Raw genomic sequence first — 8,975 nt, forward strand, 5'->3', positions numbered from 1 at the left:
GGACAGCGGTGGCTGGGGATATGGGCAATTTGAAAACGGCGTCGCGGATCAGAGCGAGCCGCTTTTGAAGTCATGTTTTACCTGTCACACGAAACTGGACAGCTCCAAGGACTTGGTGTTCAGCCACTATTCGCCGTGACGGTTGGCGGCGCTTGTCGCGTCCGTTAGCCTCGCAATTTCAAAGGCGTGAATACCCGGGCAGCGCTGCGATAGCTCTTGCACCGGTCGCCTGCCAGATCTCGGCCCATGTGTCGCCACCGAGGAAGACCAACCTTCCGCCGTAATCGTCCTCGCCGCAGTGATGACGAACGCGCTACAATCCACTCGCTTGGGTCAAGACGAACGGCCGACGATCGGCAAATGCGAAATCGACACCATAGCAGGGATACGATCGAAAAATGTTGGCTACGTTCGACTCGCGGCGCACCCGAAAAAGTTCACGCCGTTCTGGTACTTGCTGGAGAGACCGGGAAGCTGCGTCATCCCCGCCGCGAGCGAAATTGCTTTAGCTCGAACGTGAAACACGATCAAGCTGGATGTTCAATGCACTCCTGAGACAGTGTTGCGAATCGCCGCAGACCCATTCGGCTGGAAAATCTCAGTGAGCTGTACTTTGGAATACGTCAGCAAGCGGAAGCGCTTCTACTACTGACCTCCATGACGATCTGTCACGAGCCCGGACCGCCGAGCTTTAGAATTTCTGTTCCACCTGTAGATTCTTGGCGATACACCGTCGGCACTTGCAAGCATAAATTGGCGAGCTGCAGATAAAACCGTAAAATCGACAAGCGTCCCAATTTCGGCTCGGCAAACATCGGGCACGACAACAACATTCAGCAACAGAGGCGAACCCCGCTGCTGCGCTCCCTTTTCCTGTGTTAGATCTCAAGAGCAAGCACTTCCTGCTGCCTCAAACTAACGAGCAGCCGCGCTTTTTGCATTGCTCACTATACAACGCATCGCAGCCCTTAAAGCACGCCCAAGCCATAGGCGAGATGCCATATCCAACTCGTGCGGGTCTTTACGCTCTGGCAGTCCGGCACCAAGAGCGGCGCGTCGCGAGGACACATGTCAAGCAGCAGGGCATAGCGCTCGTTCTCGACATGTGCCAAGGCGGTACCAAACCAGACCAACAACGCGGTAAGAATGGCAATAATGAAATTCTTGGTCATCGTGGCTCTCCCCATACCCAACGGACCATGCTCACGACGCTTAGAACAGCAATCGTGAAAAGAACGGTGCTCACTGCCCAGAGAAGCCCGACAATAACAGTGCCAGCCCAATCGAACGGTTTTCCTGGCGTCTCGAATTTCAATGTGCCGTTGCGGACCATTTCGAGCTCAAATGGCGCCACGAAGAAATCGTCTTCCGTGAAGCAAAGCGTCTTCACGTTGATATTCCCGAATTCGTTTACGTGCTGCTTGAGTGCATCTTCGGGCAGTCGGGCCGCACATTCGTAAGTAAGTTCGCGCTGGATCGAGGTTTGCCTGTCATCGCCGAAACGATCCCAAACGCCCCAAGCGTGCCAGCCAGCGGCCAAAAGGCCAACTACCACGGCGAGGCGCAAACCTCTCCCAAACCAAGGCGATCTAAAGATTTCGCGCACCTGTCTTTCCCCCAACGAGCCCTGGTGCTCGAATTCCCCACCGTTCCGTCAGGAATACCAACTCAAGCAATCGGTGTAATACACAAGAAAATATAAAGCGCCTTGTACTTTCTCTACCACCGTCATGTATTCGCGGACGCGATATGAAGGACGTCCTCCCCCATTGGGGGAAGACCTGGCACTACCGGCACACAGTCCGGGGTGTACGTGCTATCGGGGCCGCGCGGGACCGCTCTCTATCAGACACTGAAATGCGCGATATGGCGCAAATGCGACCAAGGCACAATCCAACTTTCTGCTCGAGACAGTGTGGGACGAATTACAGACGCCACCAACGCGTATAACTCTGCAACTAATTGATTCGATGGCGTTTTGGTCTTGCAGGCGGTGCCTACGACAAGCAAGCAGCGTGATTGAGATCTTTTTTGAATGTTAGCATTAGTTAACAGGCACCCGGCTAACCCTTTTGAAGGAATATGGGAGCCAAAATGGTAAAAACGTTCGGTATTATTGTGTTGTCGCAGCGTCCCAGACTGTAGCGGTGTCGTCAATTTCGTCGAGTGGTCCAAGCTCTGCCAAACGATCCAGGAAGCGACCATAGATCTCGTCGCTCACTTCGTTGGAACGCCGCATCCACTCCAAAGCCGCGTTGGGGTTGAGCAAGAACACATAGTGAAATTCGCCTGACGATCCCGGCTTGGACATTATGAATGATAGCTCCTGCAAGCTCTTCATTCGCTTGCGCCAGGTATCCACCGCTCGTGCTCCTAGAAATCCTGCCTCCCCAGCGAAGACTGCAGGATTCTCGATTACCAACAAAGGATGGTTCGGCGACCTCGCCCAAAGACAAAACAGCGTATGGCCGGCAGGATTTCCTTTCGACTGCATATCGATCGCCTGCATCGCTATGGGCAACGTGCGCGGGATCGTTCTGCCGCGTTTGCTGGTGTCCCGGTCCCAGATGAATACCGGAGCTAAATTAGGAAAATGGATATCCATCAATCGTTGTGCGCGCTGGGAACTCATCATCGAATTATGTCATCTTTCATTTGTTACGACGCAGTTGCGCTTGACGAAAAGGCGGCAATCCGATCACTGGCTGCGCGCTTTAGGAGCGCGCGTCACCTTCCTAAGGCTAGGTGTAAGATACCATTTTTGATCAATACGCGTCGTGCCAAATCGCGGTTTTCCCGTGGGTATCTTGCTCGATATGGTGTCAAATCGCTTGTAGAGAAGGACAGGGAAAATCGCGTCTGGGTGGGAATGTCTTGCCACCCCGGTAATTTTCTACCGGAGTAGCTAGCTACCGGTTTGGCACGTCGTAACCCTTGATCGGATTGGATTATTTTTTCTTCGAGCTTCCTGGGCGCGGGAATGACTGACAAGCCAAATAATTTTCTAAACCACCTATCGTACGAGCCGCTGAACGGTATTTTACCCGGTGGGATCTTTGCAATTCTTGGAGGACTAAAGTACGGCTATTTAGTTTTCTGCCGACCCCAGCCTATGAAGTCATCTTGCGACCTGATACCCCAGTATAATGTTAGCGCGGTGGTAAAAGTGGCGACATCGAAATCCTTGAGAGGCTAACGCTATGGAGGACTCGCGCCCATCGTTGCTACGATCGCTACCAATCCTTCATCAATAAGGCGTCGCACTAAGCCCAAGCCGTTTTGACCCACACGCTGAGCATTGAAGCTTGGGTGCCGGTCCTTGTGCATGGCGCTGTGATTTCTCCCGAGCTCTTTCGCCAGCATCTCCAGATCCATCTTTCGCGAGTGTTTGCACCCYCGTCGGTGACAAAATACCCAAAGCGTATATCCGTGATCGATYATCGCGCCGATGGTGYCGTTYTCGCYGKTAYCAATYTGCACTYGRACGGGTTGCGGCTTCGCTTTGGGTACGAAGATGTCTTCGTATGGGAGCACTTCGCAATCAGATGTATTGCAATCCTTGGCTTGGACACGTGACGGAAGACTACGCCACGCTTCGTTCAAAAGAATACGAGAAGTCGCTGACCCTGCCGAAATTTACAGGTTGAGGGGAATTCACGCCTTTAGCGCGAGTTTGAGCTGCGTTGCCCGGACGGCATTCACACAAACCTGGCAAACAGAAGCTCGGAGGTTTCATAGGTCGCCGAGCCTCACCTAGCTGAAATTCTGAGAGGTTCGTGAGACAGTTGCAGTGGACGCCTCACCCCTCTTCTGCAACAAAACTTCGTCCCATAGCGTACACAGCCGGAACAATAAATTCGCGAGACGATTTTAGACTTGGTCGGAGACGTAGACATCTCCAGACAAAGGCTCGTCGCAATTAGCCCCACCCTGTACCTCCTAGCGGAGGGCCTCACCTTTTGTTAAGCGTAGTGACAGCGCGTAAATTCCCTTTTGTTGGGTAGTTTAGCAGTGGTCGAAACGCACGAGTCAAGAAATAGTCAAGTATTGCCCAACTCGCCACTCGAACGGGATTTTGCCCCAGCCGCATCCGACGGGATTGGGCGCACGCATCAGCGGCATGATGAACCCCAGAGCTCTCAGGCAACTGTTACCTCTGTTAGATTGATACGCACATGAAAGGTTGGATCGTAAATAGTTGGCGCCCTACGGCCTTGGCTCCAGGAGACGTCTCTCCGGTACAATACTACTACGTTTGGAGTTCGCCGAGCCACTGTGCGACTTTCAAGGCACGAGCCAGGAACAAGAGCCATTGGAACCGCGCCGAGCGCACTTTTGGCCGCCGTGTTATGCGAAGTGCCTGTACCCATTGTGCCCATTATCCAATCTGCGTCTCCGAGGCCCGCAGGCGCTGGCACAAATCTCAACGACGGGACGTCTGCAATGGCCACCGCTGTTATCGGTCGTTTATTGCATGTCATACCCGAATGGGAGAATCTGCGCGCGGTCAGTTCTCGTTCATCGCAGCATTATTGCGTCGGACTAGATTGATTGAACCGCGCCCGACTTATGCCGTACCGTAATCAGACCAAAGTCTGATTACGGTACGGCCAATGTTTGGTATGGAGGAATTTAGGAGGCAGACGATCACCTTGCGCTTTCTGCCACGTACCAAATAGAGCAGCCTCAATTGTTCTGCGCTGAACGAGGCGTTGCTACATCCGCCGATCGAGGTGATCACGCCCGAGAGAGCCTATTTGTTGGGTAAATGAGGGAGGCCATTTGGCAAGAACCGCCGCTGATTGGAGGGTTGGCGCGGTCCAGGAGCTTGCTGGCATAGCTGAACGCTGAAGGATCCCGATGTCGAATGTGCGTTATCGGCAGTTGGACGGTCTGAGAGCCGTTGCTGTCGCCATGGTATTGTATGCGCATTTTTTCGCTGCCGATGGCTCTTATTGGGGCCACGTTGGAGTGCGCTTGTTCTTCGTGCTGAGCGGGTTCCTAATTACGCGGCTTCTCCTTGAGGCGCRCTCCGCCGCGGAATTCGGACCCGTTGTGGCACTCAAGTCTTTTTACATTCGCCGGGCATTGCGCATTTTCCCCCCATATTTTGGCATGTTGGGCTTCGTTTGGCTTGCTGGCCTAGAAGAATCCAAACTCGTGCTGGCCTGGCACGCGTTTTACCTTTCGAACTTCTGGTATGCCCTTCGCGATGCGTGGACGCCGTGGATCTTATGTCATACCTGGAGTTTGAGCATCGAAGAGCAATTCTACGTCATCTGGCCGTTGATTATTCTGTTGGCGCCGCGCCGTTCGATTGAACGGATTTGCATTGGCGTCATCCTCCTTTCGTTAGCATATCGTTTCTACTGGCCTGTTACAGGAACGCCTTCTCTCGCGCGTGATCTGCTTCCTCCGGCATCAATGGACGCACTCGCATCCGGTGCATTGCTCGCTGCCTGGCGATCGAGGACTGCGCTCTCGCCCCGATGGATGTTGATGAGCTGGGTGCCGCTCGCCGCCGCCTTCTTCATTCTGTTGTGGCTCAGACCGGTGCCAGTGCCCGTCACGCAGGATTGGGCACGCTGGATCGGACTGGAGGTTCTTCCTCTCGTCCCGCTCGTGATGATTGTGAGCTACTGTTCGGCAGGATTGGGCGGTTATCTCGGTCGACTCGTTGAATGCCCGCCACTGACTGCCCTTGGTCGCATCAGCTACGGCGTTTATCTTTTCCACGCGATCGTTCTTGCTTTTGTCGTCAAGGCTCAACCCTGGATACCCATTAATGTCTCGGAGCAAGGATTTGGCCGGTTCCTCATTGCAGGTGCGGGTACACTAGTGCTCGCCTCGATCTCGTGGCTGGTCCTGGAAAAGCGGATCAACGCGCTAAAAGATTTCTTCCCCTACGTCGTTCCAAAAGGGCGCAGCACCACTCAACGGCTTCACGGGACAAATTATCACGGGGACCCCGCTTATCCGCGCAATGCAATCGATGACAGCGACGCTCTCCCAAACCCTCAATCGTCAACGAACTGATCCCAGGTGAAACATGCCGACTCCACTGGTCTCCGTCCTGCTCCCTGTCTACAACGGCGAACCCTATCTCGCCGCGGCGCTCGCCAGCATTCTGCGTCAGGACCATGAGCATCTGGAGGTCATCGCGATCGATGATGGCTCGACTGATGGCTCCTTGCAGATTCTGCAGCGATACCAGAAGGCCGACAGTCGTATATCCATCGTCTCACGAGAGAACCGTGGCCTCATCGCGACCTTGAACGAAGGCCTGGTTCTGGCCAAGGGCGAGCTTGTCGCCAGGATGGATGCAGATGACGTCTGCTACACGACTCGCCTCTCGCGCCAAGTCTCTGTATTTAAGGAGCAACCGCACCTCGCAATCTGCGGGACGGGTATCGACACACTTATCGGCGACCGTATTGTGCGGGGCACGCTTGATCCGCTCTACCTGTGGGCAGATTTAGGGATATTGTCGAAGTTCTTTACGATCTTCATGCACTCGACCGTGGTCTACAACAGAAAAGTCATCCCGGATGAGATGTTTTTCTATGACCCACGTTACGTCCACGCAGAAGATTTCGATCTTTTCAGACGGATTACGGATCGCTTTTCAGTGGCAATGATCGGTGAGAGTTTGGTCGCCTACCGTATCCACGGCGAAAGCGTCACAAACAAGCACAAGCGACAAATGCGCAAGACGCATCTGAAGATCGTTGCTGAGAATCTCGAGCGGGAAGGTCTGGTCGACAATCCTGACGTCTTCGACGACATCGCCAACGCCGTGACGATGAACAGTGTTCAGCGGGTTGCGGTATGTATTCTGGGGCTCGAAGAGAAGATCCCGACACAGCCCGAGGCGATACGGCCGAGCTATGAAGAAGGCGCCTTGAACCTTTTTTACTTTCTCTATCAGCTCATCAGTGATGAACAGCGACCGGAATTAACGCATGAGTTCTTAACCCGCACGCGAAAGTGGGGGCTCATTCGGCGCCGCGAACGATACAGTCTCCGCCCCGGTGCTTACATGCCGTGGTTTAGTGGCATTTCAATTGCGGCCAACAGGCAGGTCGACGCGTTATCCCGGTACTTGCAGTCCGTGCCCGCTGCGACCGTCCTTCCCCGTTATGACCTGATCGGCTGAGCTAGAATGGATATAGAACTCCACCAGACCACCCGACACAGTTTCAAGATGGCGCGCGCCCTGTCGACGATAGCTCCGTCGGAGTCAGAGAAACCGGTGCATGCAAGTTTCATTGTGTGTACGCGAAACCGCGCTTCGGCTCTTGCAGCCTGCATTAGATCGATTGAGGCAGCATGCCGGTCCCATGCTGCCTTTACGACCGAACTCGTCGTTGTCGACAACGGATCGACGGACAGCACGCCAGAATACGTGACGCGCGTGGCCTCTGCCTCGGATATTGCGATCACGCTGCTTGTGGAAGCGCGTCCGGGCTTGGCCGCCGCACGCAATCTCGGGCTGCAGCACGCGCGGGGCAGCATTGTCATTTTCATCGACGACGATTGCGAAGTTCATCGTGGCTATCTCCGTGACCTGGAGCGTCATTATGCGACCGGTGAGCAGTTGGTCATCCGCGGGGGCCGAGTTGAGCTCGGCAACCCCAATGATTTACCATTCACGATCAAACGATCGCCGACACGCGCACGGCTTACCCGCGACGTCCATCCCGGTGGCTTCGTGGTGGGCTGCAACATGACGATGCATCGCGAGGTCGCGGCTCATGTCGGCCAATTCGACGAACTGCTCGGCGCGGGCGCCCCGCTGCGAGCCGCGGAGGACACCGACTACCTGATACGTGCATTTCAGCGCAGCATACCAGTCGAGTATGTGCCCGACATGACCGTCTTCCACCACCACGGACGAAGTGCGCGCCAAGATGTAGAGAAGCTTCACCGAAATTACAGCCTGGGCAATGGGGGCCTTTACGTGAAGCATATCCGATGCGCTCCATGGCTGCTTCGCCATTTCTTTTGGTCCGTAAGATCGGCTTGCAGGGAGCTTTTCGGCGGCCCTCGATTTGATCCTGAGCTGCACCTTTCGCACTGGCCAATTGTATTCATGAATTTGCTGGGCGCTGTCGCATTCGTGGGTCTTCTTTTAACAAAACGGCGGCGTCGCCGAGAGGTGCATCAAGACAAACAGGCAGCTCTTCAGCTAAGGTGACATAATGTTGCAATTCGTATTGCCAGGCACGCAGATGCTCCGAGACGCGCTGGGGCGCCAATTGCCCCTGCTTTCCGCTGTGGTCATCCTCGGCCTAAGCAGCGCTGCGCTTGAAGGCGCCGGTATCGGCCTCGTCATCCCCATGCTGAGCATCATTGCCGGCCATGAGAATGACGCGGCAATGGGCGGCCTCTCTGCTGTCTTCCAACAAGTCGGATCGGGGTTGGATGATGGAGAACGACTCGTTGTAATCGCGGTCATTGTCCTCGCCTTGATCACGCTGAAGAACGTTTTGGCATTTTCAAACACCGTGCTCACGACATACATCTACGGCAAAGCCAGCCACTCCATTCGAAGCGCGCTCTCACAGCAGCTCCTGAGCATAGGATACCCGTTCTTCCTGCAACAGAGCCCGGGGCGATTGTTGAATATCATCTCCAATGAGTCGTGGCGGGCTTCGGATGCCATCCAGACCGTCCTCGCGTCGATTGTGAGCGCGTCGGCCGCGATCATTCTACTGGGATTTCTTCTGCTTCTGTCCTGGCCGATGACACTGTTCGTGGCGCTGGGCCTAGCGCTGGTCCAACTGGCGCACGCCATTCTTTCGGCCAGTTTGAAAGACCCGAGCCGTAGTGTCACCTCGCTCAATGGTGAACTTGCATCCAGAATGCTCCATCTCGTGCATGCCGGGCGGCTGATCCGTATTTTTGGGCAGGAGCGGCGTGAAAAGGCGGTCTTCGACAAAGCATCAGACGCTGTTCGCCGGGCTGGCTTCATC

Annotated in this window: 9 protein-coding genes; 6 read left to right on the forward strand and 3 right to left on the reverse strand. The window is 54.9% G+C overall.

All coding sequences use genetic code 11. From position 1 onward, the window contains the following. Window positions 1–139 (forward strand): cytochrome P460 family protein (locus tag ACXJ5O_RS12635; RefSeq protein ID WP_457300192.1); only part of this gene is annotated, 139 nt, incomplete at its 5' end. A gap of 829 nt (window positions 140–968) precedes the next feature. On the opposite strand, the gene ACXJ5O_RS12640 is transcribed toward ACXJ5O_RS12635, so the two are convergent. The 3 genes from ACXJ5O_RS12640 to ACXJ5O_RS12650 all read right to left on the reverse strand — a co-directional run bounded on the left by ACXJ5O_RS12640 (window position 969) and on the right by ACXJ5O_RS12650 (window position 2,311). After that, window positions 969–1,172: a hypothetical protein gene (locus tag ACXJ5O_RS12640; RefSeq protein WP_457300185.1), complete on the reverse strand. Its 204-nt coding sequence runs from the start codon at window positions 1,170–1,172 to the stop codon at window positions 969–971. Further along, window positions 1,169–1,606, reverse strand: a complete 438-nt coding sequence (locus ACXJ5O_RS12645; RefSeq protein ID WP_457300186.1) for a hypothetical protein — start codon at window positions 1,604–1,606, stop codon at window positions 1,169–1,171. The genes ACXJ5O_RS12640 and ACXJ5O_RS12645 overlap by 4 nt, the downstream gene beginning before the upstream one ends. A gap of 507 nt (window positions 1,607–2,113) precedes the next feature. After that, on the reverse strand, window positions 2,114–2,311 hold the full coding sequence (locus tag ACXJ5O_RS12650; protein WP_457300187.1) for a hypothetical protein: 198 nt from the start codon (window positions 2,309–2,311) through the stop codon (window positions 2,114–2,116). Between ACXJ5O_RS12650 and ACXJ5O_RS12655 the strand changes: the two genes are divergently transcribed. From ACXJ5O_RS12655 to ACXJ5O_RS12675, 5 genes are all read left to right on the forward strand, one after another. Further along, a complete protein-coding gene (locus ACXJ5O_RS12655; RefSeq protein ID WP_457300188.1) occupies window positions 2,304–2,765 on the forward strand; it encodes a hypothetical protein in 462 nt (153 codons plus the stop codon). The two genes, ACXJ5O_RS12650 and ACXJ5O_RS12655, sit on opposite strands and share 8 nt — an antisense overlap. Window positions 2,766–4,860: 2,095 nt before the next feature. Continuing rightward, window positions 4,861–6,036 carry an acyltransferase family protein gene (locus ACXJ5O_RS12660; RefSeq protein WP_457300189.1) on the forward strand — a complete coding sequence of 392 codons (1,176 nt, stop codon included), beginning with the start codon at window positions 4,861–4,863 and terminating at the stop codon, window positions 6,034–6,036. Window positions 6,037–6,049: 13 nt separating this feature from the next. Then, window positions 6,050–7,156 (forward strand): glycosyltransferase family 2 protein, encoded by a 1,107-nt coding sequence (locus ACXJ5O_RS12665; RefSeq protein WP_457300190.1) that lies wholly within the window; start codon window positions 6,050–6,052, stop codon window positions 7,154–7,156. Window positions 7,157–7,204: 48 nt separating this feature from the next. After that, entirely contained in the window at window positions 7,205–8,197 is a 993-nt protein-coding gene (locus ACXJ5O_RS12670) for a glycosyltransferase family 2 protein (protein ID WP_457300193.1), read from the forward strand. A gap of 4 nt (window positions 8,198–8,201) precedes the next feature. Continuing rightward, on the forward strand, window positions 8,202–8,975 hold a 774-nt coding region (locus ACXJ5O_RS12675; protein WP_457300191.1), incomplete at its 3' end, for an ABC transporter transmembrane domain-containing protein.

Source organism: Phyllobacterium sp. P5_D12 (assembly GCF_054049495.1).

What these genes read in the sequence shown, in the direction of transcription:
- ACXJ5O_RS12640 (WP_457300185.1), bottom strand. Translation starts at nt 1,172, where the DNA reads ATGACCAAGAATTTCATTATTGCCATTCTTACCGCGTTGTTGGTCTGG.
- ACXJ5O_RS12650 (WP_457300187.1), bottom strand. Translation starts at nt 2,311, where the DNA reads ATGTCCAAGCCGGGATCGTCAGGCGAATTTCACTATGTGTTCTTGCTC.
- ACXJ5O_RS12665 (WP_457300190.1), top strand. Translation starts at nt 6,050, where the DNA reads ATGCCGACTCCACTGGTCTCCGTCCTGCTCCCTGTCTACAACGGCGAA.
- ACXJ5O_RS12670 (WP_457300193.1), top strand. Translation starts at nt 7,205, where the DNA reads ATGGCGCGCGCCCTGTCGACGATAGCTCCGTCGGAGTCAGAGAAACCG.